The sequence below is a fragment of the Bdellovibrio sp. SBM16 genome (assembly GCF_056175625.1).
Window position 1 is genome coordinate 148492 of the sequence record NZ_JBJKJG010000001.1, and the last position, 25418, is coordinate 173909.

14 protein-coding genes and 1 pseudogene are annotated in these 25418 nt (G+C 43.8%); 7 read left to right on the top strand and 8 right to left on the bottom strand.

Annotated elements, in window-relative coordinates:
• Positions 1-2: 2 nt before the first annotated feature.
• From AC04MM_RS00645 to AC04MM_RS00670, 6 genes are all read right to left on the bottom strand, one after another.
• A complete protein-coding gene (locus AC04MM_RS00645) occupies positions 3-2024 on the bottom strand; it encodes a M3 family metallopeptidase (RefSeq protein WP_475378385.1) in 2022 nt (673 codons plus the stop codon).
• Positions 2025-2114: 90 nt separating this feature from the next.
• Positions 2115-2735: a hypothetical protein gene (locus tag AC04MM_RS00650; protein WP_475378386.1), complete on the bottom strand. Its 621-nt coding sequence runs from the start codon at positions 2733-2735 to the stop codon at positions 2115-2117.
• Between the two features lie 137 nt (positions 2736-2872).
• The gene (locus AC04MM_RS00655; RefSeq protein WP_475378387.1) at positions 2873-4030 is read right to left on the bottom strand and encodes a hypothetical protein; all 1158 of its coding nucleotides are present in this window, start codon (positions 4028-4030) and stop codon (positions 2873-2875) included.
• A gap of 6 nt (positions 4031-4036) precedes the next feature.
• Complete coding sequence (locus tag AC04MM_RS00660) at positions 4037-5146, bottom strand: Fic family protein (RefSeq protein WP_475378388.1); 1110 nt, start codon at positions 5144-5146, stop codon at positions 4037-4039.
• A gap of 137 nt (positions 5147-5283) precedes the next feature.
• Entirely contained in the window at positions 5284-7023 is a 1740-nt protein-coding gene (locus AC04MM_RS00665; protein ID WP_475378389.1) for an AMP-dependent synthetase/ligase, read from the bottom strand.
• A gap of 49 nt (positions 7024-7072) precedes the next feature.
• Complete coding sequence (locus AC04MM_RS00670) at positions 7073-8992, bottom strand: protein kinase domain-containing protein (RefSeq protein WP_475378390.1); 1920 nt, start codon at positions 8990-8992, stop codon at positions 7073-7075.
• 111 nt (positions 8993-9103) lie between these two features.
• Here AC04MM_RS00670 and coaE point away from each other — a divergent pair, with 111 nt between their 5' ends.
• From coaE to AC04MM_RS00705, 7 genes and pseudogenes are all read left to right on the top strand, one after another.
• Positions 9104-9694 (top strand): dephospho-CoA kinase, encoded by a 591-nt coding sequence (gene coaE, locus AC04MM_RS00675; protein WP_475378391.1) that lies wholly within the window; start codon positions 9104-9106, stop codon positions 9692-9694.
• Positions 9695-9826: 132 nt separating this feature from the next.
• The gene (locus AC04MM_RS00680) at positions 9827-10921 is read left to right on the top strand and encodes a hypothetical protein (protein WP_475378392.1); all 1095 of its coding nucleotides are present in this window, start codon (positions 9827-9829) and stop codon (positions 10919-10921) included.
• 25 nt (positions 10922-10946) lie between these two features.
• Positions 10947-11783: a hypothetical protein gene (locus AC04MM_RS00685; RefSeq protein ID WP_475378393.1), complete on the top strand. Its 837-nt coding sequence runs from the start codon at positions 10947-10949 to the stop codon at positions 11781-11783.
• A 14-nt stretch (positions 11784-11797) separates the two neighbouring features.
• Complete coding sequence (locus tag AC04MM_RS00690) at positions 11798-12898, top strand: hypothetical protein (protein ID WP_475378394.1); 1101 nt, start codon at positions 11798-11800, stop codon at positions 12896-12898.
• Between the two features lie 17 nt (positions 12899-12915).
• On the top strand, positions 12916-15624 hold the full coding sequence (locus tag AC04MM_RS00695; protein WP_475378395.1) for a PD-(D/E)XK nuclease family protein: 2709 nt from the start codon (positions 12916-12918) through the stop codon (positions 15622-15624).
• Positions 15600-17861 (top strand): annotated as a pseudogene (locus tag AC04MM_RS00700) (UvrD-helicase domain-containing protein); the annotation flags it as partial. The gene AC04MM_RS00695 and the pseudogene AC04MM_RS00700, both read left to right, overlap by 25 nt.
• Positions 17862-18646: 785 nt before the next feature.
• Positions 18647-19090 (top strand): hypothetical protein, encoded by a 444-nt coding sequence (locus tag AC04MM_RS00705; protein ID WP_475378396.1) that lies wholly within the window; start codon positions 18647-18649, stop codon positions 19088-19090.
• A 91-nt stretch (positions 19091-19181) separates the two neighbouring features.
• Here AC04MM_RS00705 and AC04MM_RS00710 read toward each other — a convergent pair whose 3' ends face one another.
• Complete coding sequence (locus tag AC04MM_RS00710; protein ID WP_475378397.1) at positions 19182-24380, bottom strand: zinc-dependent metalloprotease; 5199 nt, start codon at positions 24378-24380, stop codon at positions 19182-19184.
• Positions 24381-24445: 65 nt separating this feature from the next.
• A complete protein-coding gene (locus AC04MM_RS00715; protein ID WP_475378398.1) occupies positions 24446-25378 on the bottom strand; it encodes a hypothetical protein in 933 nt (310 codons plus the stop codon).
• Positions 25379-25418 lie beyond the last annotated feature (40 nt).

The following is a 25418-nucleotide window of genomic DNA, read 5'->3' on the forward strand; positions in this document are numbered from 1 at the left end:
TATTACACCAATCCGTCGCGTTTTAATAACGCCTGAGTATCTGGTTCGCGGCCACGGAATTCTTTATACAGTTCCATCGGGTGGGAAGTGCCACCCCGGCTAAGAATAGCTGTTTTGAATTTCGTACCGATTTCTTTATTGAATAATCCTTTTTCTTTGAAGTACTCAAAGGCGTCGGCATCTAAAACTTCGGCCCACTTGTATGAGTAGTATCCGGCAGCGTAACCGCCACCGAAGATATGGCTGAAGCTTACCGACATGTTTTGTCCTTCTTCTTTAGGAAGCAGTCTTAGGCGCTCTAAAGTTTTTGTTTCAAAGGCGTCGACATCGGTGATTTGATCTGGATCAGTGGTGTACCAGTTCATATCCAACCAGCCAAAAGTTAACTGGCGTAAAGACATCCAGCCAGACTGGAACTGGGCCGAGCGTTTGATTTTTTCAACTAACTCTACAGGAATCGGGGCGCCGGTTTCATAGTGTTTGGCAAATACGTCTAAACCGTCTTTTTCTTTAACCCAGTTTTCCATGATTTGCGACGGAAGCTCTACGAAATCCCAGTACACGTTGGTGCCGGCCAGTGATTTGTATTTACAATCAGAAAGTAAGCCGTGCAGGGCATGGCCCATTTCATGGAATAACGTCGAAACCTCGTCGTACGATAGTAACGAGGGTTTGGTCGGTGTCGGTTTGGTAAAGTTACAGACGATACTTACATGCGGGCGTTTGATTTCGCCTGACCACGTACCCTGCTCACGGTAAGAGGTCATCCAGGCGCCGGATTTTTTTGTCTCACGCGGGAAGAAGTCGGTGTAGAAAAGGCCGATATATTTATTTGTGCCTTCTTCAAACACTTCGTAGGTTTTAACATCCGGGTGATAAACCGGGATGTCGTTGATCTGTTTAAACGTAAGACCAAAAAGCCTGCGGGCGTGTTCAAAAACACCTTCAACCACATTTTCCAGTTTAAAATAAGGACGCAGCTCTTCTTCGTTGAAAGCGTATTTTTGCTCTTTTAGTTTTTCTGAGTAGTATGCAAAATCCCACGGTTTGATATCGTCGGTGCCGGCGAATTTCTTTACTTCTTCCAAATCGCGTTTTGCGGCTTTCATCGAAGGTTCGATCAGCTTTTCTAAGAACGCGAAAACTGTAGATGGTTTTTGCGCCATACGTTCTTCTAAAACATACTCTGCATAAGTTTTAAAACCCAGGATCTGGGCGCGCTCGTTAGATAATTTGATGATCTTTAATACCGTGGCCTGGTTGTCAAACTGGTCGTTGAAATTTTTCGAACTGGTTGCGCGCCACATTTTTTCACGTAAGGCACGGTTATCAGCGTAGGTTAAAAACGGAATTAACGAAGGTGCTTGTAGATTAAATAACCATTGGCCTTTTTTACCTTTGGCTTCTGCAGCCAGAGCCGCAGCTTCAATGGCGCCTTCCGGAAGTCCCGCAAGATCTTTGCTATCTGTGATATACATTTCAAAAGCGTTTATCGCCTTTAAGCAGTTTTCTGAAAACAGCGGGCTTAGTACTGAAAGCTCCTGGTCAAGGGCGCGTAATTTTTCTTTTTGCTCCGGATTTAATAAAGCCCCGTTACGGGAAAAATCTTTGTACATCTTTTCGGTCAGTTTTAAATCTTCGCCGGTTAAACCTAAGCCAACGCGGTTATCAAAGATGAATTTAATTTTCTTGAAGACTTCTTCATCTAAAGAAACATCTGATGCGAATGATGACAACAACGGCGAAATTTTCTGCGCCAAGGCCTGGTGTTCCTCGCTGGCTTCGGCCGAAAACAAGTTGAAGTAGATGTTTGAAGCGCGGTCTAACTTTTCCGAAAGCTGTTCTAACGCTACGATAGTATTTTGAAACGTCAGATTTTTTTCGTTTTTGATTTTTTCTAAGTTGGCTTTGGCTTCTTTGATGGCTTCTTCCAAAGCCGGCATATAGTGCTCAGTTTTGATTTGATCAAACGGAGCGGCCTGGTCTTTATGAGTGAATTTTTCTAATAGGGGGTTTAATGCCATATTGGGTACCTCTTTGATACCCAATACTATGGCTGATTTTTACAGTTGAATCGAATAAATTATATAAAATCTATGAAATTATAGGTAAAATTAACGCCAGATTTGGCCGCCTTGACCATTCGCTCCATTCGACACACAGATACCGATGGCTGACGCAGCAGAAGAAGGGCGGCAAGTATAGCCGGTTCTGCAGGTTGCTTGATCATTCACTATGCACGATTGCACAACACCGTTGTAACAGCTGCTGTTATTGTAGCCTTGAACATTCGAAATTTGCGGAATGTTTGTCCATTGGTTATTGTTTGATGTGTTATAGCCAAAATAAGCGTAGCCCTGATAGCCGCCAAGCAAGCTTGACTGCACGCAGCCAAGACCCGCGTAGTTATTGTAGGTCGGAACCGAACCTGCCGGGCAGTTACATAAATAAGCTGAGTTATACATTTGGTGAAACGGGCTAGTGCCAGAGCCATAGTAGCCGTTATTATAGAATACGCCACCTTGTTGACCGTAGCCGTAGTAGTTATACGGGGTAAAGCCAGGCTGGTTATAATATTGAGTTTGGCAGGCTTGCGGGTAGTTAATACAGTCAGTAGTAATTACGCCGTCATCTGAGTTATTGTTCTTTTGACAAGCGGTCACCATGAAAGTCACTAAGACTAAATATGCGAAGAACATACATCTCATTGTGAATAAAGATCTAAACTTAAACATAGCAAAACTCCTTGCCTTTCCCTGTAAACAGCAAGGGCTGTGCCTCGCTTGTTTTGCCTGTAGGCGAATTTATGACAACTGAGGTGTCAAAAGTTTTTACAGGTGCCCTAGAGGGCTGACGACAGGGCGCAGTCAGTCTAATTGGACTCGGGCAGTTGTTCGATGGCGATACCGACTTCTTTTTTATTCTGAAAGTACAGTAATAGATCATTGCGGTATTTCACTTTATCTTTATGAAAAAAATTAAAAAACTTGGGCATTCTATCTTCGTAAGATGTGGGAATTCCCTTTTTGGGACGGTAGTAAATAGTTTTAATTGCTTTATTCATACTCTGTGCAAAATCTCTTTCGCACGACTGGGTCAGTAAACTGTTGGTCGACGCATACAACAGGCGCATATTATCGACAGTGGTAATCGACTGGCGAGTTAAAATTAACCCGGCATCCGTTCTGTGTGCGAGGTTTGCACCGAAGTGGGCTTCAGCTTCGCAGGCAAAAAAACCAAGTATAGCAGCGCTTTTGCCGGTGGTGTTTGTTGATGTCGAGTGATAAATATCGTCGTTCTCATAACGATCGTCTTCACCTAAACGGCTGTACATTTTTGAAGCCATCGGTCTGAATAATCCTGTGAAAAAACGTGATAGCGGATTTTTCGATAAAGGGCGAAAGCCAGGGCCAGAGCCGTGACGGGAATGGCCACTGTAAAATACGATGTCATCTGTCTCCAGGGCATGAAGAAAAGATTTCTCCAGGGCTTTAGCTTTTTTCTTTTGTTCAGCTTTACGGGCGTTGTTTACAGCGATTTCACTGGTTAAAGAGGCATTAAATAGTTTTAGGCGCACGGTCACCGACCGACCGTCTTTTGTTGTGATTTGTTTGGTGTATTGGCCAGAGATTAAATCGTCAGCTTTAAAATCACACAACTCAATGTCAGGTCGAAACTGCGGACATGGGGCTTTGATTTCTTTTTCGAAGATATCGCGTTCGGCCATATCGGTGGTGTATTTTTCGCCGGCGCCGTCACCGTAGCCAAAATAAATCGACCAGTTAAGTTCGGGTTTAGAAAATAATTTCTGATACGAATCGCGGCACTGTTCTTCTTCGGTTGTGGTCCTGGCTTGGGTCGGCAGCGTGACCAGTTCTTCTTTAAAATCGTGATAGATCCCGTAAGGGATATTATCAGGCAGCCAGTAAGTCTGTCCGGATTCACTTATTTCGAAGCGCCCGTCATCAAAAGCCAGAGCGGCTCCGCATAAGTGTAAAGTCAGAATGAAGACAGAAAGCTTACCTAGCATTTATAATTAATCCTTCTTCGGAACTTTTTTGAATAGTAGCTGTTGGGCTGGCGGAGCGGCCATGGTATTTAATTTGTCAACCGTTTGGCAGTGGTAAGCAGCGGTATTTACGGTTAAACACAGTTCTAACGCAGTTAATAGTGCTTCTGTTTTAGCATAGGTTCTTTGTAAATAGTCTTCATAAACTGCAGTTGCGTCGTCTTGTAAATCTCCACCCGGAACGAAAGGCATTTCAAAATGAGCCAAGATTAAATCTTGGATCGCACGCGAAGTTCTTCCGTTGCCATCAGAGAACGGGTGGATACTGACAAACCATTTCTGCGCAACCGTTGCTAATTCCATTGGGGATAATACCGGGTTGCCATCGCGGTAGCGTTGAAGATTTAAACTGATAAAGTTTTTGATCCAGTCTAATGCCGCCGGGACATTTGCACTTGGAGCATAAGATACGAAACTGAGAGTCTCGTTGGCTTTCATACCTGATCGTAGGTTTGCACCGTTGTGGTGAGGTGATCCAGTGCTTTGTAACAGAGATGAGAACGTGGCTCCCATCAGCGATTCCCAATGGGCCTGTAAACGGTTCATTGATTCTTCAGAGGCAGCGATCATCGGCGAGTAGTCTCTGCCACCAGAGCGAAAGCCAACGCCTGTGCTGGTCACTTTACGGTATTCACCGGGTTTTAACGTCGAGTCAGTGCCTTGGCCCTTGATATTCAGGTTCATCTGTTCGTTAAATAAAAGCACTTTATTTATATAAGCGATATTGTCTTCGTTAAGCTCAAAGCCGTTATTCAACTGGCCCTTAACACCGCCAACACGAATTACTTCACGGATTCCGGCATCCCACACGCTCCAGGTTGCCGGGGCGGGTTGATAGATTTGTTCAGGCTTAATACGGGATATTTTTGCACGTTCCCAGTTGTGGCGGTCGACAAAGCGAATGACACGGTACTCGGCTATCTCGTCGATATTTATCTGTTTGCTGGCGTACGCATTTTTTAACGAGATATAGCGGTCTTGAATCGCACAATCTCTGGCAAAAGGTTTAATTTGATCATCGCAGGCAAATGCCTGCAGCTGAAAGAAAACAATGCTCCATACGATAAGTGATTTCATATAGCTTCCGATCTGTTATTAACTTAACGTTTAAACAAATTGCGAAGCTTAGGCCAGGCAATGCCTGGCTAGCGCTAATATATGACTTGTTTATATGATAATGAACGGCGAGGAGCCCTATTTTGTCACGCAGGTGTCTATTCTTTGCCGCTTGCGCCGCCGTACATATCATCTAGAATATGCGCGTAGCGGTTTTCGATGAATTTGCGTTTTACTTTCATGGACGGTGTCAGGCAGCCGTTTTCAACCGACCAGACTTCAAAAAGCACTTCAAATTTTTTGATAGTTTCAAAACTTGCAAGTTGTGAATTCACCTTTTGAACCTGCGCTTTGATTTTTTGCAGCACTTCAGCTTTCTGTTGTGCCGTAGCTTCGATCGGTAGTGACTCAACCGTAATTAATGCCGAGATAAACTTACGTTGATCACCACAGATAAACACCTGTGAAACGATCGGTTCTTGCTTTAACAGGCCCTCTAGTTTTTGCGGAGCCACGTATTTACCGCCGGCGGTTTTGATAAGATCTTTTTTGCGGTCAGTGATTTTTAGATAACCATTAGCCGTAAACTCACCGATATCACCAGTGGCAAAAAAACCGTCTTTATCGATGGCTGCCGCTGTGGCTTCGGGGTTTTTGTAATATTCTTTTAAACACTTTCGGCTCTTAACCAGAATTTCGCCATCGCCGGCAAATTTGATCTGTACATCGCCGATCGGGCGGCCAACCGTACCTAATTCCCAGTGGGTTTCAGTGTTTACCGTGATTGCGGCAAAGGTTTCGGTTAAACCGTAACCCTCAAAAATGCGGATACCGAGGTAAGAAAAAAACAGTCCCAGGTCAGGACTTAACGGGGCGCCGCCGCTGATTGCAAAACGCAGGCGTCCGCCAAACGCCTGGCGGATAGGGCCTAAGACGATTTTAGATAAACCTTCATAAGCTAAGGCATGCACCAGGGGAGCGGCCTGTTTGGTTTCGCGGTAATAAGAGATTTTTTTCGCCAGCGCCAGGGTTTGGTCAAAAAGTTTTTTCTTTAACGGATTGGTTTCAACCAGGGCTGCGATACCGGAATAGATTTTTTCAAAAATACGCGGTACAGCCACCAGGTAAGTTGGTTTTACCTCGCTTAAGTTGCGCTTCAATAATTCGATCGATTCGGCGTAAGCCACTTGTGAGCCGCGAAACAATGCGCCCCAGTGCTCTACGCGCCCCATAACGTGCGCAAACGGTAAGAATGCAAGCGAAATATCTTCGTGCGAAATTTTAAACAGCGAGAAGGCTTCGTAAACTTCAGAAATCAATGCGTGATGTTGCAGTAAAACGCCTTTCGGGCGTCCGGTAGTTCCTGAGGTGTAAATGATCGTTGCCGGGTCTTCCAGTTTGGTCTGGGCTGCGTGGTTAATTAATAATTCTATCGAGCTGTCGCCGACATAACCGGAGTCCATATCCAGTTCTTCAAACACCAGGCACTTAATCTGTTTTTGCAATTTTGCATTAATACGTTCAAATTGCGCGTGCGTTTTTTTATTGTCGACAAATAACAATTCGGCTTCGCAGTGATCAAGAATATAAATCACATCTTCATCAGTTAAGTTAGGGTAGATCGGAACTAAAATTGCCCCCATGGCCAGAGTGGCCACGTCGGTCAAGGCCCATTCCCAGCGGGTAGCCGACATGAGCGCGACTTTACTGCCGGTTGAGATTTTATTTTCTTTTAAAAAGCCCTGCATATGGGTGATCAGCTGCAAGTACTGGTAATTATTTTTTTCTGCCCATTGGCCTTTTTTTTTGTGTTTAAATGCGATTTGCTCTTTGCGCGTATAGGCATTTTTTAACCAAAGATGAATAGATTGATCGCTCGTTTTGCTTGCTGTTGTCATGCTGGTGGCCATATCGTTAGGTGTTTTATTATAATGTTATATTATTTGCTTATTTCGTTCGACCTAAAATTAAATCGACGGTCGCTTCGCTGCCGGATTCAACTTTAACTTTTACTTCGTCTTTTAGCTGAGTAATCGGGTTTACCCCGGTCACGGTAATCTCCGTACCGGCGGTAACGGCATAACGTTTAATCGGCGGTTGTTCTGATAGACGTTGGTTGTTAACGTAGATCACAGGTTTGGCGCCGCCATTCTGGATATTGATGTTGATAAAGCCTGCCTGCGGCATCTGCTGCAACGTCGTCGTTAAAATACCTGTGTCGTTAAATGATTTAACAACTTCGTACTGGTAATAACTTTCTTTTTTAAGCGTAATTTTCGTATCCTTGTTGGCCGTCATGGTCACAATCGACGGAGTCGTACGCTGGGTATCAACACCATCAATGTAAATTCTGGCACCACTTGGTTGGCTGGAGATAGAAACTTTAACCGCTGCTGTGGCCGAAAGATCAACCTGACCTTCTTCGGTAACCTGCTGTTTTTTAGCGATTTTACGGGTTGGCGTTCCTAAATATTTATTGTAACCCCAGTAACCGGCAACGCCCATAACAGCGATGATCACAAGCTTCATGACAACATCAGCCATTGATTCATTGTTGGTTGGTTGTTGCGGCATACTGATGCGCGTATTCTGGGTTACGCGGGTGTTGTAGCCAATACTGGTTTCGTTAGACACCGGTCTTGGGTTACCGCTGCCTGCACGGGGAGTATTTTTATTGGTATGCAGCTGCTGAGTTTTCGCATTTTTGATACCATCAAGATCAATTTTAAACTGTTGTTCCTGAGTTAATCCTTTTGGTTCAAGCGAAACCAGCTTCACCGGCGGCGGTGGCGGTGGTGCCTGATTATTGCCAGCAGATTTAGATGCTGAATCTGATTTATCTTCAGCTGGTGCAAATGAAATCGGCTGCTGCTGAAGTTCTTTATCAGAAAAATCTACTTTTGCATAAGTAATCAATTTTTCGCGGCCTTCTTGGTAAGCTGTTTTAAAACATTCAATAACAGTTTTACTGAAGTCGTGCGGTGAAAAATCCGGATACTGCGTATTTAAAAAACGGTTTAAGTCTTTTTGTAAGGCCGCTGCTGTCTGGTAGCGAACGTTTTTGTCTTTCGCTAACGCTTTCATGACGATGCGGTCAAGCTCCTGCGGAACAAGAGGGTTGATTTTACGGATCGACTGCACCTGGCACTCACGCACTTTACGTAAGATGGCGTTTTCGTTGCTGCCGGTAAATAAACGGTCGTTAGCTAAAAGTTCCCAAAGAATAATACCTAAGGCAAACACGTCTGTGCGCGGGTCAACTTCTTCAGCTTCGGCCTGCTCCGGCGACATGTAAGCAAATTTACCTTTTAACGTACCGGCTTTGGTTTCTTCGCCGTTTGGTTCACTTTGTTTGGCGATACCGAAATCGATAACTTTGGCTTCACCTTCGAACGAAATCATAATGTTCTGTGGTGACATATCACGGTGAGTGATATTCAGCGGGCGGCCGGTGTTTTTATCCACGCAGCGGTGCGCGTGATCAAGGCCTGCAGCGGCTTCTTTAACAATGTAAACCGCTTCTTCAGTTTTGATTGAGCGGTTGAATTTTTTAAGTTCATTGATGATCTGGCGGAGGTTTCGGCCTTCGACGAATTCCATAACGATGAAGAACTGACCTTTTTCGGTACCGAAATCGTAGGTAGAAACCACACTCGAGTGGTTTAAGTTCATCGAAACTTTGGCTTCTTCCTGGAACATCTCGATGAATTCATCATTGTTTGAGAACTGAGGCAGAATACGTTTGACGGCAACGAATTTACTCACGCCATTGGCGCCTGCAGATTTGGCTAAGTACACTTCGGCCATACCGCCGGCGGCTAATTTTTCTAAAAGAATGTATTTACCAAATTTTTCGAAACTCGACATCTATGTCATCATCGGCTAACTGAAGTCTTACCTTTACAAAAAGCGCTTTAAGTTTCATGATATAGTCCAAGGTAGGGTGCCGCCGAGAGATGGCGTGCGTCATGTATCACAATGAAATGGATTGGACTAACGGGCGGGATTGCCACTGGCAAGTCGAGCGTTAAAAACAAATTGTTAACGATGAATATTCCGGTCATTGATGCGGATATGATCTCGCACGAACTCACGCAGGCCGGAGGTCCGGGTTATGCTGAGATCGTGTCTCAATTCGGGAAAGACATCATCAATGCCGATCGCTCGCTAAACCGCAGGCACTTGGGTGATATCGTCTTCAACGATCCGCAAAAATTACTGCAGTTAGAAAATATTCTGCATCCACTGATCCAGGCTGAAGTCCAGCAGCGCAAAAAAAAGTTTCACGAAAGCGGCGAGGCTTTGTGCTTTTATGATGTGCCGTTGTTGTTTGAAAAAAAATTAAACGCCCAATTTGACCAGATCGTTTTAGTGTACGCACCACTCACGACTCAGGTCGAGCGCATCATGCTCAGAAATAATCTAACCCATACCCAGGCGCTTGCCCGGATCAATGCGCAGCTACCAATGAGCGAAAAAATAAGCCGGGCCAACTATTGCCTGGATAATTCGACGAACCTTGAAGACTTAAATTTGCAAGTTCTTAACCTTATTCGCGCTTTAAGCTAAATGCCGTATCAAATCCCGACTTAAGTGCGGCTTTTTCGCACGCCTAAGTGTCTCAATTTAATTCAAGTTCTGCCGGCATATTCCGATAGGAAGACTGACAATGAGATAATAATTAAGAAGGAACTTAATATCATGGGTGCAAGAAGTACCAAAATTTTATCAGCATTTATAACAGCCTGTCTGCTTATGCCGGCCGCTGCGCTGGCTACTTCAGAGTGGGTAGAAGGTTATACCAACACCAGAGCATTAGGTATGGGCGGCGCTTTAATCGGTGTCACCAGTGATGAAACTTCGCTTTATCGTAATCCGGCCAACATGGGCAGTATCCGTGGCTATTTCGGTTCGTTAATTGATCCTGAGCTCGAGGGGCAGGGTACATTTACCGACATCGTGCGCGGCGATAGCTTTACCAAGGCTGTTGAAGTTGAAGGCATGGCCGAACAGCTGCAGAAAAATCCGGGCGAATTTTATCACGCTAAGGTGCAGTTTACGCCAAGTTTTACCACTAAGAATTTCGGTTTCGGATTACTTTACCGTAACGAATTAAACGCTGTGGTGAGCAAAACGGCTACAACCTCAATGGATACTTTTTATCAGAACGATTTTGGTGTGGTGTTGGGCTTTAACCAATCGTTGTTCGGCGGTGTGATTAAGATTGGTGCGAGCGCAAAAGCGATAAACCGAATTGAAGTGGTCAGTGCGACTCTTTCTACCAACGGTCCGTTTGACTTAGGTACAATCGCGGCTGAAGGTTCAGGTATCGCCTATGATGCGGCCCTCATGGTGCAAATGCCAGTGGACTGGGTTCCGACTTTATCTGTCGTTGCCCGTGATATCGGAGATACCGAATTTAATCTGCGCGATGGCGTGCGTGCGCGCACCGCTTCGCAGCCGGCAACCGTTAAGCAGTCAATCGATGCAGCGATCTCTTTGTTTCCGATCCATGGTAATAAAATCAGAAGTGTATGGACCGTTGAATACCGCGATATTGCCAACTCACGTGATGAAGAAGGCACTAAAAAACGCCTGCACATCGGTGGCGAAATCAATTTTAAGGATTTGTTTTTCTTACGCCTCGGTATGAATCAGAACTATTATACCGGCGGAATCGAGATTTCTTCAGAGAGATTTGCGTGGCAGATCTCAAGTTACGGTGAAGAGATCGGCACCGAAGATGATCCGCAGGAAGACCGCCGTTATGCAACCCGTATATTGATTAGGTATTAATGTGAAACATTATAAAGGTACTGTTATGAAAAAGAATATTTTGCTTGTACTTATATTGAGTTTATTAAGCCATTCCTGTGGCCCGAATGTTTTGTCGGGTTTGTCGTCGCAGACTTCTGATGATTATTATCTTGAAGAAGCGACCAAGGCCAACAATGCCCAGAACTATGATTACGCCCTGGATATTTTATTAAATAAATTATCGGCCGGTGCACAGGCTAAAGTAACGACTAAAGAACTTCTGGCCAGCGCGTACGCGGGTAAGTGCGGATTTAACTTTATAGAATATGTGACCTCATTTGCTGATAACACCGCAAATGCGGTCTTTGACGTGATGATGCAGCCGTTTGTGCAGGTCGAAGCAGCGCCTGAGTATTGCCTGCTGGCTTTACAGACGATGGATTCCATCGGTACGCCGGCCCAGCGTACGGCCAATCAAAATACCTTCAGTGCGATTACTGGTTTAGTGTTCATGGGCATCTCATTGCGTGCTTACGCCGATAAAGACGGCACCAATAACAATGGTAACGGCGCAATGGATGCCAACAACATGATCTGTAACGACACCCTGGTTACCGATGATCAGATGAACGATATCATTGTCGGTTATGGGTATTTTGTTACTAACGTGGCCTTTGTTTCGGCAGAGTTGTTGGGTGATGCTTCAATGGCAGGTTTAACGGATTCAATCGCCGTGTGTGAATCGATTCCAGGGGCTGAGTGTTCAGTGACAGACAAAGATGCTGTGACCAGTCAGACACGTGATGTGATCCGCAGACTTTTAAATACTTCGAATTACGGTATTGGTGACGAGCAGGGTGATGATGCGCAGGAAATCGACGCAGCTTGTCCCGGGACTTAGTGTGAGGATGTAAAATGAAAAACATCAGCCTTTTGTGCATTTTATTTTTTGCTTTTAATGCATCGGCCATAGAGCTGTTTCAGATGGGTCAATCGACCCGCTCGCAGGGTATGGGCGGTACTTCAATCGCTTTTGCCCGCGGCACGGACGCGATTTTTAATAATCCGGCAGCCTTGGCGCGTGTAAATGGTTTTAGTCTAAACATGATTACTTTTGGTCCGGCAGTTTCTACGAATGCGACCGATTTAGCTGAAGGCTTCGGTGATACTTTTGACGAGTCGGATGTCAATGAACTCTACGGTAAACAGATTTTCACCGAAATCACCGGCTACGGTGGCGTCGTCGTCCCTTATGTCGGTGTCGGTGCCTATTCAAATAATACACTATTGATGTCGTTTAATAATCCGTCATTTCCGACTTTTAATATCGACTTTACCAGCGACTATGCCTATGTGGTCGGTGGCGCGGTTCCGATCACCGATAATTTTTCTTTGGGTGTGTCGCTCCGCCATATCAAACGCTGGCAGGGTAACGCTGATATTCTGGTGAGCAGCTTGATCGGCAGCAGTCCGGAAGATGTGATCGAGTCGCAACTGTTAAACAAAGGTAAAGGTAACGCCTTGGATTTGGCCGCGCTGTATACCCACAAAGGCAGCTGGAATGTGGATTTGGCCGCGTTCTGGAAAGATGTCGGTGATACCAAATTTAATCCAACTCAAGGTGATGGTCCTGATCGCCAGGAAAATAATTTAATATTAGGTGCCGCGGCTTCAAAAGAACTGGGATTTATCACCTGGACAAATGCCTTTGAGTATAAATTTGTTCGCAATGACGGTGACATCACCAAAAAGTTACACTTAGGTACAGAACTGTCGCTGGCTTTAATCGATATCCGTGCCGGTTATAATCAGGGCTATCTCAGTTATGGTTTAGGTGTGGATTTATGGTTTTTGCAACTTGATTTGGCATCTTACACATCAGAGCTTGGAGCCACGGCGGGTCAAACGCCGAACGATCGTTACCAAGCGAGTTTAAGTTTAAACTTGGATTTCGATTCGAGCTTCAAGTTAACCAATACCGATGGAAAAAGAAGGCGACTTCAACAACGAAGATAGTATAAACTATCTTCGTTATGCTTGAATTCACATTAGTCACACATCCTGATCAGATTCGCGAAAAACTCAGTGAATTTAAGCCGCAGACCACCACCTGGGTGGTCTCTGACTTAAAATCCAAACAAGAAATTCAAGAACAGTGTATCGCTAAGTATGGCTATTATTCGGACGATTCGATATTGCGTGTATCTGACTTCTGGAAAATGTGGATGCGCCGTCTTGCGCCGGGCACTCAGATTGTTTCCAGCGAGTTTATCCGTGTTTTAATCAGCCAATATATCGAACAGCATGGCAAAGACGATAACCTTGATGGCCATGAAGCTAAAACGCTTTACAAGTATGTAAGCGACCTTGCGCCGCTGTTGCTGCACCCAAGCTCGCATGAAATTCTCTTAGACTGGGTCGGGGAAAAAGAAGTTAAACCCATCTGGAGCAAGTGGATCGCCATTGCGCAGAAGTGTCTTGATTACATCGAACAAGAACATAACTGCATCGAATCAGCCTGGATTGTCAGTTACCTGCAAAAGCTGGATCTGGAAAAAATTGTCTGGCCGAAAAAATTAGTGTTTGATCTGGGATCACAAATGACTTCGCTTGAGATGGGGCTGTTAAATACCCTGGCACGTGATAATCACATTGAAGTGATCGTTCCTGACCCGGCCTGGAAAAATAAATTTCATTATATTTTAAATACCTACAAAGACTACAGCGGTTACGGTAAGACCACGCAACTGACACAGGCCAAAGCAACAGTTAACCCGGGCGCAGATAAATTTATCCGCTTTAATTCAGAAATTAACGAGATTAAGTATATCACCACTAAGGTGCGTGAATGGATTGAGTCGGGCGTAAAACCTGAAAACATCTTAGTCTTATCTCCGCGCATCGAAGATTACTGGCCAATCTTAAAGTTTCATTTAGAGGCTGAAGGCATTCATGCGCAAAAAGAACTGGTCAGTTCAATGATCAGTCTTGGTGTGATCCAGCGCTGGTTATCGACGATTCATGCCCAGACAAAGAATGTCACATGGACAAAACTGGAAATGTCGTATGGTAGCTTTGCTGAAACTTCGAATCTGCAACAGTTTGAAAAATTTAAAGCGGCTTTTGCCGAATTGCTGGATGATGCTGACTTAGCCCGTTTAGGAACCGCTAAAGATTTATTTTATCAAAAAATTAATTTAGATCAGAAATTAAAGCGCGATGATTTTTTAGTCGCCATGCTGCAATCCTGGATCAGGGTTGATCAGACGCTTGAACATAAAAAATTACTTCAGGGTATTATTAAAGATTTTATCCAGCAAACAGTTGACGTTAAACTTCGTTTATCAGACTGGTTAAATCTACTAAGCTCTCGTTTGGCGAAGAAAGAAATCAAAGTTGAGCAACCGACGCGTTCAGGAGTTCAGATTCTTCCGATTAATTCAGCTGCGGTTCTTGATTCCACCCACAGATTATGGGTAGGCTTAGATGAATCAGGTTTAAAAGGAAGACAAACGTCTCTGATTCCACTGGCAGATATTGAAGAGCTTAAAAAGACTTTTGATCTGGCATTGGATTACCCCGAAGAATCACACGCCGATTTTAATCTGCGCTGGTATTCGATGGCCTTTTGTCACGAGCAATACTTTACCTGTGCGCACGTATCCGCCACCGGAGATCCACTAAATACGTCTTTGTACTTCTTAGAAAATAATAAAAAGCCAGAGGCCGTAACTTATCCGGCAACCATGGTGGATATAAAGCAACAGGCCTTTACGGTTGATCAGCATCCAGAGTTAAAGCGTAAGCTTGAACTGGAAGTGGCTGCGGCTGATTTAGAAGTGGATAGTTTAAATCTGAAATCACTCGCTCCGACGGACATCGAAGCTTACGATCAGTGTTCATTTAAATTTTTAGCCCGCAAGGGATTTCGCCTGCAGCAATTTGATACTCTGGGATTAGAAATTGATTCCCGCCAAAAAGGCACGCTCATCCACGATCTGTTTAAATTTATCATACAGGATAAAAATTATCTTACCATCGGCGAGAAGGATTTATCAGCGCACTTGGATAAAGAACGCAAAGAGCGAAACCTGTTTCCGTTTTTAGATGTGTTCTGGGGGCCGCATAAAGAAAAGCTCATGGCGATCGGTCTTAAGTTTATCGCCGCCGAAAAAGCAAGGCTAAGTAGCTTTACTTCGCTTCGCCACAAAACTGAAGAAGTCATTCAGGTTTTTTACGATCTGGAAAAATTCGAATTTACAAATGCTCAGCCTGCGGGAAAGCATTTTGTTATCAAAGGCCGTCTCGACCGCTTAGATGTTGATGAGACCACAAAGCAGGGGATGGTGATTGATTACAAATCCTCTAAAAATGACAGTACAAGTTTTGCCGAAGACTGGGTAGAGAACTCCGAATTCCAGTTGTTGATCTATTCGATCGCAGTTGAACAGATCTTAGGGGTTCAATCGGTCGGGGCTGTTTATTATTTTTATAAAACATTAGAGCATAAGCACGGTTATCTTCTCAATGATAATAACGTGTTTGCGAATTACGTAGAACCGGGAAAGAAAACATTCATTGCAAAAGATAAGCAATCTGAAATCTATTCTGAATTCCATGCCAAAATGAAGGATGTCTTTGCGAATATTGAAAAGCGGGTTTTTGCGGTTAAACCAAGTGATGAAGAATTATGTAAACGGTGCGAATGGGTAGAAACATGTCGAGTCAACAATTTGAAATAGATTTTTCAAACCCCAAGAATAAAGTGCAGTTTATCCGCGCCGGCGCCGGTGCGGGCAAGACCACCACGTTAATTGCGACCTGTATTGCGTTTGCCAAGCAGTTTAAAGCCGCCAACGGCCGTTATCCGAAAATTATTATTACCACTTTCACAAAAAAAGCGACCCAAGAAATTAAAGAGCGTTTAATCGTAGAGGCGCTAGAAACAAATGATGAAGAGCTTTTTCAGTATTTTAACAAAAAGTCTTTTGTACAGATCGGGACGATTCATAACATTTTAAGCCTATTCATCCGTCAGCATTCTGAAAGCATCGGCCTACCGGCGGACCTGGCCATTGTGAATGACTATAAGATTTTTTTCGCTTTAAAAAAGCATATTAAAAACGTTTTTGAGAAAAATACGCAGTATCAAATGCTTCTGGATCATTTTCGTTTTGATCAGTTGATTCAGTTACTTGTTAACTCGGCCAGCTTAAAATTGGAACACGCCGGTTTTAAGGCAGCAGATTTTGCCACTCTGGCTGCCGCGGCAAAAACTGAGCGCGACAGCGTCTTGGCGACGCTGGATACGTTTCTATCCGGCGCAGGCTCTTATCCTGAAAAGTGGCAGCAGCCTGTTGAATTTATTAAGCTGGTTAAAAAAGCCATCTTAGAACAGAATTATGAAGATCTTTTATCAGCCTACGAGGCAAAGCCAGCAAAGTTCAGAGTCAGCACAAAAAATCCGGAAATCAGTGAAGAATTGAACGATGCGATGGGGGCGATTTTTAAAGAAGTCTGCCTTTCGCCGATGTGTTTTGAGCACTATTTAAAAGTAGCTGACGAGGTGCAAACTCAGTTTTCAGCGTTAGCTGACGAGGCCTCTGCGTTTATCGAACGCCTTCGCCTGAATAACGGTGAAATGTCGATTGCGGATCTTGAATTACTTTCAATGAAGATTTTAAACGAAGCTCCGCAGGCCATGCAGCAATTTTCTTCGCAGTTTGATTTTATCATGGTCGATGAGTATCAGGACACCTCACCGTTACAGGTTAAGCTGTTAAATCAACTGATGCAGGACAAGTTTCAATTTATCGTGGGTGATCCTCAGCAGAGTATTTACCTGTTTCGTGGAGCCAGATCAGAGGTTTTTACCAATAAAGAAACTGAAATTAATAAGCGGGGTTTTGCAACAACACAAAAAATGCAGAATTTCCGCTCGCATGCACGTTTAATGACGTTTATGAATGATTTTTTTGATCATTATTCGAAGCAATTTAAGCCCATGAAAACAAAGAACGAAGACTTTGCCTCACGTTCTTTTGCTGAAGCTTTCTTTATTACAGCTTTAGAAAATCCATTTGCAGCGATTGTGGCGCAGGCAATTAACCTGCACAAAAAGGGTGTTCCCTTTTCAGATATTACAGTTCTGTTCAGAAATAACAGCGACATTCTAAAATTCGCAAAATACGCCAATCAGTTTAATCTGCCGGTGCAAGTGCAAATCTCTAAAGGTTTTGAAGATAAATCGGAAGTCGGCGATCTGTTGGCGCTCTTACGTTTTTTAATTAATCCGTTTGACAATCATAATTTGATCCGCCTTGTGCGTGCCCCTTGGTTTGCGATTTCAGACCAGGATATTATCCAACTTCGTCAGGACGAAACGACAACATCATTTTGGCTACAGTTAAAAAAGAAAAATCATCCGGTTTATGGCACGTTAAAGGCCATTGAAAAACAGTACCTGGAAAAAGGCGTATCTGAAGCCCTATTCCAGTTTATCAGCCAGTCGGTGTTCTTAGATTCAGCGTTGCACTTTGATCCAACGTCTTTGCGCGAAGCCAATATCTGGAAGTTCATGCAGACAGTGATGGCCAATGAAATGCGCGCGGATTTTAATTTAAGTGATTTTGTAAACCATGAACTTACGCAGTTTAATTCAGACCTGACTTCGTCAGATGGCGAGGGGATTCCGCTTTTTGCCGCAAACCGTGTTTCTCTGATGACCGTGCACGGGTCTAAAGGCTTGCAGTTTAAACATGTTATTGTAAGCGGCTTTAATAATATTATTAAAAATTCTGGCGCTGATGTTTTTACTTTTAACGAAGAAACAGCGCAGTTTGCTTTAAAAGTGCAGCTGCCGCAGTTTGAAAAATCATTTGCAACGACGTGGGCTGATATTGTTCATCAAAACTTCTTAAAGCGCGCGCAAGATGAAAGTGACCGTGTGCTTTATGTGGCGCTGACACGTGCGATTGATTCCTTGTCTCTGGTCCGAAAACAATATGCTAAAAATCCGCCGAAGAATTCGTGGTTAGAAAAAATTAACTGGATACCAGAGCAGTTTGCCTCAGAAAAGTATAACGTTGAATTTTTAGATATTGCTGAAGAGCCGGAAAAGCTTCACCTAGAAGTACAGAAAACAGCGCACATGCTCAAACCACTTAACTTAGAAAAGGATTACCGTGTGTCAGCCGGGGTCACGAGTATCATTTCGGCTGAGCTTGCGTATGAAGGCGAAAAAGTTCAGGCCAAGCCAGAGCGCTTGGCCGAAGAGCTTAGCGAGCAAACGGTGAAAGCGTACAATAAAACGCAAAAAGGAACCGATTTACATAAGTTTTTTGAATCATTAAAATACAACACGATCGACGAAGTGGCCGATAATTTACCCGATGCTGATCGCAAGGCTTTGCTGTGGTTAACAGAACAAACGCAAGTCGATCTTCGCGAAATGTTCGACCGCGGTCATGTCGAGTGGGGCTTTGGTTTAAAGGTCGGCTCCGGAGCGCAGTCGCGATTGGTTCAGGGGCAGATCGATGCCTGGGGGTATGTGGGCGAGGATCTGTATATTCTTGACTATAAAACAGGAAGCGCGAAATACTTAGATAAGGCCTTTGAACAGCTGCGCGCTTATGCGGGTTGTTTGAAGCAGATGGGTTTGGTTCAGCGGGGCCAACGCATCCGACTTGCTGTCATTTATCCCTTTGATCAGCAGGTTAAAATTAAAGATATTTTCGAACAAGATGTACACCTGGAGTTTGCAACATGAGCCTTTTTAGACGTCAGTATTTCATTTACCCTGAGATCCAAAAACCGCTAATGATGCAGATTTTTGTCGGTCTTACGATTTTATCCATCATCCAGATGGCCGGAATTTACCTGGCGATGAAATGGATGGGCGCACAGGTTGCCGCCGATATCACCCTAGTGGTTGATTACCGCGTGCTTGGTCCGTGGAAACAGTTTTTATATTTATCAATTATCTTACCGATGATCGTAAACTTAGTGATCGGGATTTTTATTGTGCTGTATACGTCTAATAAATTTGCCGGCCCGTTGTTTCGCTTAGAGCGTGAAATCGACCGCTACCTAGCCGGTGAGACCGACAATATCCAGGTTAAATTCAGAACCACTGATTACCTGCATTCGCTGGCGCAGAAGATCAATTCGATCGACCAAAAATCAAAACGCCAGACCAACTTAACTTAAGTAAGGCATTTAAGCATAAAAAAAGGCCCGGTTTTCACCAGGCCTCTGTACTTCTCTAAGTTTTGAGAAATTTTGACTATTTAGCTAACGTTTAGTGCGTGTTAGCTTGGTCTAAGTCTACGTAACGAGTGTATAGACTTAATTTGTCGATCACGTCTGTTAAGCGGGCTTGCTCTTCTGCTAACTGCTTAGAGTTCATCATGATACCAGAGATTTGCTCACCTGAAATTTCAGATACGCCATCCTGCAGTTTCACTTTTAACGCAGCCGTAGATTCAGCCATGAACATAAATGCCACTTGCATAGTCGGTAATGCCGAAATTTTTTCGTTCTCTTGCGCCATACCTTGTAGCTGGCCAACGATACCCTGGATAGTTGCATCCAACTGGTCTACCGGCGTTGTTGCCAAGGTCGCTAATGAGCTTTCAATTAAGCTGATCTGTGCGAACATTTGTTCTCTCATCACCTCAACTTGTGCCGCAAAGTTCACTTGTGAGTCAGCAGCATCAAATTGTTTAGGCATTAAGACTTCCTGTGCATTTAACTGACGGAACTTGTTCACTACTTTTTTAGCTTCGCTGTCAGCTTTTGCTTTAGCTTGCTTGATCGTAGGATCTTGTTTCGATAACTCAGCTACGTACTCATCATCTGATTTCTGAAGAGCTGCGATACAACCTTCAAGGTCAACCGGCTCTTGTGTTTCCGGATCTAACTGACAAGCCGCTTCTTTGATCGCAGCGATCGGAGCTTTAACTTTTTTGTCAGCCTCAGCCAATGTTTTTAACATCGGGAACAGGGCAGTTTTTGCGCCGATCAGAGTCTCAGAACGGGCAGCCTGCATGATGATTGAGTTTGCGCTCATTGCATTTTGCGCTGAGTGGTAAACAACAGTATCAGACAGCTTTCTATCCTGACCCATACGAACCACGTTTACGCGGTCTTTAGGAGCGTGTTTAACGTAAGAACGCGCTACTAATAAAGTCTCAGCAAACTTATCGTAAGAAGACCATTTAGCCTGGTTCATACCGATAACTGCAGCCACTGCCGTGTTATCAGCTAAGTTACGGTTAACTTCTACCGGCATATTAACGTTAATTAATTGGCCGTTCGGAGCATGGAAGCCCGCAGATAAGTTACCAGTTAAGATATCAAGAGTTGTCTGGATGGTTAAAGATTCAGATGGGTCTTTAACACCTAAGAAGAACTGCTCGAAATCCGTGTATGAAATCATGTTCAATTGCGAGTCATCCATTGAGTTCATTTGTGAAGCTGTCAATAGATAGTTCATCGCAAACATTTTGTCGTAACCGATACCGATAGTATCAAGTTTGTTGCTGTTCATCGCAACATCATATACCGAACGAGCTTCTAAAAGCTTGATCGATTTTTTAACTTCAGTTTCAGGTTTACCATCGGCGCCGATAACCGGTTGGCCGTTGCCATCAAGTTTTAGAACTTCGTAAGCGTAAGGAACCGGAGTAAAACGTTCACCAACTTTGATTAAGCTTGTGCCGTCTGCATCCGGGATACGTACGACTTCATGGAAGAACTGGTAACCGGCGATAGTCGCTTCAACTAAGTTGTTTAAGTGCTGGCGGTCAGCAGCTTCGCCACGGCCTGAACCGTAGATCGCAGCCATTAACGTTTGATCTAAGAAACCACGGATTTCTTCGAACAATTGAACGTTACGTAAGATCACACCAACTTTTTCGTTCCACGAGAAGTTGATACGGTCGTAAACGTAGTATCTATTTGCATAAGATCGGGTGTAGTCAGCAATTTTGTTGGCTACGATTTCTTGTGGTGAACCACCAGTATCGAAGCGGGCACACATGATATCCGTACCGACTTCCATATCCGTACACTGGGCAAAGTACTGAATTAAGCCACGTGGATTAACTGTATCTTTAGTAAAGTGTACCAATGATTTCTGTCCTAAGATTCTTACCGCATCATTGATCGAGATTAAGTTGTCGTTAACGATTTTGATACCAGCAGCTTTCCATTTATCAGTTAAAGCTGTGTTCGCTACGATCGCCGGATTTAACGGTACTAAACCAGTGTAAGCCGCACGAACTGCCATTACATCGTAAGGACCAGGGCCTGCGTAGTGTTGCTCGATATCAGAGATATAATCCATGATCGATGAGTAATTGCGCTCGGTTTTTTCGCCGGCAAATTCGTAGTTGGCTACGTCAGTTGAAGCGGTAAAGTTATGCATTAAACCAAATGCGTGACCTAACTCATGCGATAATGTGCTCATGACCGCCATTTTGAAGTTGATCATTAAGTTTTTCTTAGGATCTTTGTCGGCATTCAATGCTGCATCTTCGATATCCGGACGAGAGTGGTAGAAACAGCCCGGACGGTTAATCTGTGCACGTTCAAAACGCATAGCCAGAGATAATTTCGCCTGACGTTTTTTAAGAGCTGATTTAGTGATCTCAGAAAGGCCGGCGTGATTGATCATCACTTCGTTCATTCTGAACTCTAGTTCTTGTGGATTTCGTTTTAACGATTTATCCATCGCAAGCTCAGTTAACTTCAACGTGAAAGTATCAGCATTAACCGGGTAGTTAATTTTCTGACCTTTCTTCGTACCTTTAAACATGTCTTTAGAAAGAGCCGGTAAACCTGCAGCCGTGTTCGGTGAAGTTTTAACGTCTAACTGTTTAAGGGCTGCACGGATAGTTTTTTGATCAATTGCAAGGGCTTTTAAAGCTTGCTTTAAAGATCTCTCTTGCATTTTAATCTTGCCGGCAACTGCTGCCGCACCTGCAGGTTGGGCTTTGGCATCGCCTTCAGCCGGTACTTCTACCGGTTGAGCATCTTTGCCAGCCTGTGCTTCAGCTTCTGCTTTTTCGGCTTCTTCAATAAGACGGGCCGTTTCAGAAGCGATCATTTTTTCGTAAGAACGGGCAATTCTCGTAGATTTTAATAAGTTCTCAGTTTGTTGGAACGTGTTACCCGTGTAAACGATCACATTGGCAGATTCGATCGCACCTGATTTCGGGTTGGCGGCCGGTTGGGCAACACCTAATAATCCGTTATCAGCCGGGATTTCGTTGAACCAGATGTAGTTTTTGTCTAAATCACCAAGGCGACCGGTTTCTTTACCTGGCTCTTCCACGATTAACTCGATGTAATCGCCAGAGCGCTCTAACGCTGTGCCTTTGAATGAAATTCTGAATGAAGCATTCCACTCTTTGACAACTTGTTGAGCTGCTTCAACTAATAATTGTCTTCTTTCTGCATTTGTCGCAGCGGCGTCATTGATACCACCTAAGTACCATTTAACAACACGGCCATTTCTGAAATCGTGAATCATCGGCATGTACTTTTCAGAACCATCACGGTTATTTAAAGTGCCGTTGTTAGTAACTTTATCAGCTAGTGTAAATACACCGAAGTTAAATGCACCCTGAGCCATGTGCGAAATGTTCATTGAAAACTGGCTATCAGTGTTAGCTTTGTTCTCGTGTCTGATAAAAGAGATACGTTCTTTAACATTGTAGTTAAACTGCGCCATACCTGACCAGTAGGCTGAATTTGTATCTTTGATAGCTACGCACGAAGTATCAACAGTGTATGAACTTGCGATAGAAAAGCTTAAGATACCGTCTGTTGCCAAACGCATATCTGTATCAGTTACTTTTTGTGACGAGTTAGCGATAAAGCAAGAACCCATATCGTAGTAAGCTAGCGGAGAAGATGCATCCGGAACCGAGTTACGGGTCCAGTCGATAGAAGCTACTTCAGCTTTTTCTTTAGTTGTCTCAACCCATTTAGGGATTGCCAACTTAGTGCCGTTAGCTGTTTCGCGGATCGCACGGAAGTAACGAACCGGGATTGACATCATTTCTTCTTTATCTTTAGCACCTTGCCCAGTGTACTGGATTAAAGACATCTGGTTACGAACAACAATGCGCTCGTCTTCTAACTCAAACTTCACTAACGACATATCACCAGAAGTACCGGTGCGGCCTAAAAATGAAGAAGCGGCGTCTTCTAAGGTACGACGAAAAAAGAATTCGCCTTTTAAGTCAGCTAACACTAAAGTGCTGTTCGGATCTAAACGGTCATTTAATAACTCAACCTGAACGGCCGGAGTTTGTTGGCGGATTTGTACTAAACCAACTGATTCATTGGCAGAAACTTCTTCTAATTCAACGTCAGATGAAGTTGCACCGGTAGAATCTGTTAAAGAAAGTTTAGGTTTAACGTGCTCCAATTGAACGTTAGCCGTTAAAACCACCACACAGTTCTGCTCTTTAGAAGCGACTGCAGAAGCAACATCTTCGTCAGAACAACGCTTGATCGTGCCGTTTGAGCTGTTGGTTTGTAATAAACGTTTTTGGTTTTCAGATAAGTTCTCGATTGTAGTGATCTCGTAAATTAAAAGGCTGTCGCTATCAATTTTAGTGATAACTTTAGCGTTATCGTCGATAAACGCTAAACCGATTTTTAAACGTGATTCTAATTCGCCGGCTGTTGTAACCTGGTTTTCAAGTTTCGAAGCTACGAATAACTCGTTCATCTGCTTGGTTTGGCCGGCTTTCAAGCCGATCACTTCACGTGCATCTGATAATGAGTTGATTTGGATGTGAGTCGCGTTTTTAAAGTCAGTCGCTTTTAAAGTTAATACCGAAGTATCTTCTTTAAGATCGTTTTTAACTTTTTGTAATACACCGTAAGCCACGATGTTGTACTTAAATATCGGAACTAATAAAGCCCCTGCTGATTTGCCGGCTTTAACTTTTTCAGAAGCTAAGGCCTCTGAACGCTGCTGGGTTAACAGTGATTTTAACTCTGCACCAGATGCACGTGATACTTCAGTTAATAACTGTGCCTGGCGGGCAGAAATAGCGATAGATTTTTCTAAAGCTGTCAGTTCATTGATAGAGTCGGCCACTTTATAGGCTGTAACGGTATTTTTATCTACCGAGAAAGTAATTTTAAAGTTTTTAACCGATTGACCGATCATTGGGAGTCTATCAAACATGAACTTCATGCGGTCAGGGACATTGACCTCCGCTGAAGAAAGCTTAGCTGTCGTCTCGGTATTTAAAGCCTGTAATGAATCTTCAGCGCCTGCAGATTCAACATCAGAGCGTGCGGCAGAAAAAGCCGACGTTGCCGATGGCGTACCGAACTCAGAGATCGCAAAGATATCCGCTTTTGCGTCTTCTGGCAGTTCAGCACCACGTTTTTTAGTACATGATGTGATCACCATGATCGCAACTAAGGACATCGTCAAAGCTAGCAGCTTACGTTCCTGTTTGTTTTTCATATTTCCCTCTTTCACTTTCATTTCTTAATTTCTTGAAACTTTGTAATCTCTTAAATCTTTAAATATTAAATTGAAGCGCTGATTCCCATGTAGACTGATGAGTTATTCTCATCAACTACATCCAGGTTCGATTCGTAGCCATTGGCTTTAATCATCGAACCCTCGTTAGAGTGGCCGGCGTTAACCGAGAAATTGTCGTTAAGGCTGTAGCCGATTTCTTGGCCAAGCACGAACGATTCGCGGATATTGCCCTGATAAGTCCAGCGTGAGCGGTGTAAGTAGCTTACAGAAAAGCTGAAATCACCGATCGAATAGCCAAGGTCTAACGCTTGGTTTGAAGAGTACTTGCTAAGTACCTTGCCGTTGATATCTTCTTCGTAAGTGTGAAAATTACGTCCGGCCGAAAGTGAAACCATCACATTCCAGACGCCATCAGATTTGTAGATGCCATCGGGCTTAATACCAAAGGCAATCGCGCCTGATAATGAGCCATTTAACTGGTCGCGTTTAGTCGAACGGTCAGTGATAGGTAAAACCGTCGAAATACTCGGTCTGAAGGTTAATACATACGGTGCCGACCACGCCCAATCAGTTGATTTAAATGAGTATTTTAATGAGGGGTCTATTAAGCCTGCGGCTGTATTTTCCGGGTCGTTTAAGTCATTGGCGTAGTCAACAACCATAGATAGAGAGTGACCAAACGGAAAAGCTAAGCCCGTAACCAGGCGGAAATCTAACGAGTCAAAACGTGAACCATCCTGATGATCGTAAAGATTCGTTGAACGTGACACATCTATAGAGGCTGAAAATTTCGTGCTCTTTTTTTCTTCGACTTTTTCTGCCTGATCAGCAGACATCACATTCTTGTTTGGTGAAGTATTTACATTGGCTGCAAAACTTTTAGACGCCAAAAAGACACTGGCGAACATTGCGACAACTACCGCTAATAGTGTCACTTTCGAATCCAAATTCAATACATTGCGTTTTAAGGCTCGCATAGTTTCTTTCTGGCCAGAATCAAAAGTTCCAGCCACGTCT